The organism is Pantoea phosphatilytica (assembly GCF_051025615.1).
GTDB lineage: Bacteria > Pseudomonadota > Gammaproteobacteria > Enterobacterales > Enterobacteriaceae > Pantoea.
Genome location: NZ_JBPFDF010000017.1, coordinates 1 through 518, shown reverse-complemented (window position 1 = coordinate 518; position 518 = coordinate 1). Strand labels below are relative to the sequence as shown.

At 70.3% G+C, this 518-nt stretch carries 1 pseudogene; it reads left to right on the top strand.

What is annotated here, in order from left to right:
• Positions 1–12: 12 nt before the first annotated feature.
• Positions 13–518: pseudogene (locus tag ACR6AS_RS20495) on the top strand (hypothetical protein); the annotation flags it as partial.

Genomic DNA, 518 nt, shown 5'->3' with positions numbered 1-518 from the left:
GCCGGAAGCACGGTGACCGTGCTGCTGAACGGCCAGACCTACACCACAGCGCTTGCGGCGGACGGCAGCTGGAGCGTCACCCTGCCGGCTGCCGATCTGCAGGTGCTGCCAGTGGGCGCGGGCACCCTCAGCGTCAGCTTTGAAAACAGCGTGGGCGGCACCACCACCGCCAGCAAAGCGATCGTCGTCGACGCGTCCGCGCCGCCTCCGGGTGCGCCTGTGCCGCAGCCGACCCTCGACACGCCGTTCGGCGACGGCTATATGAACGCGCACGAGCGCTATGAGCCGATCACGCTGCGCGGCACGACGGGCGTGACGGGGGCGGGTCAGCGCATCGTGCTGTCCCTGGACGGTGTCGGCCACGCGGGCACCGTGGACAGCGGGGGCAACTGGCAGGTGTCGCTGACGCGCGACCAGCTGGCAGAGGCGGAGCTGAACGAGGGCAGCCATAGCCTGACCCTGACCGCCACCGACCTCTGGGGCCAGACCGGCGTCGCTGAGGCGACGTTTATCACCGA